At 40.6% G+C, this 261-nt stretch carries 1 pseudogene; it reads right to left on the bottom strand.

From position 1 onward, the window contains the following. A pseudogene (locus AAEZ18_RS19105) lies at positions 1-261 on the bottom strand (response regulator); the annotation flags it as partial.

The raw sequence follows: 261 nt of genomic DNA on the forward strand, positions 1-261 counted from the left end.
GTTGCGTGCTCTACAAAAGCATCATGTATTTTTTGCAGGGTAAGTTGATCGACCCCTTTTGGTAAACGAACAGACGTGTTGGTTTGCTGCTTTGAACCAAATAACATATCAACCATTGACTGCGTTACTTCACTTGCATCAGAAAAACATTGCTGACGTGATTCAAAACGTGCGAGTGCTTGATCAAGTCGGTTTAACATTAATGGTTTTACTAAAAAGTCGCATGCACCTAACTGCATTGCTTTTTCAAGGGTTTCGACC

The sequence above is a fragment of the Pseudoalteromonas sp. 19-MNA-CIBAN-0066 genome (assembly GCF_040308705.1).
Taxonomy (GTDB): Bacteria; Pseudomonadota; Gammaproteobacteria; order Enterobacterales; family Alteromonadaceae; genus Pseudoalteromonas; species Pseudoalteromonas nigrifaciens.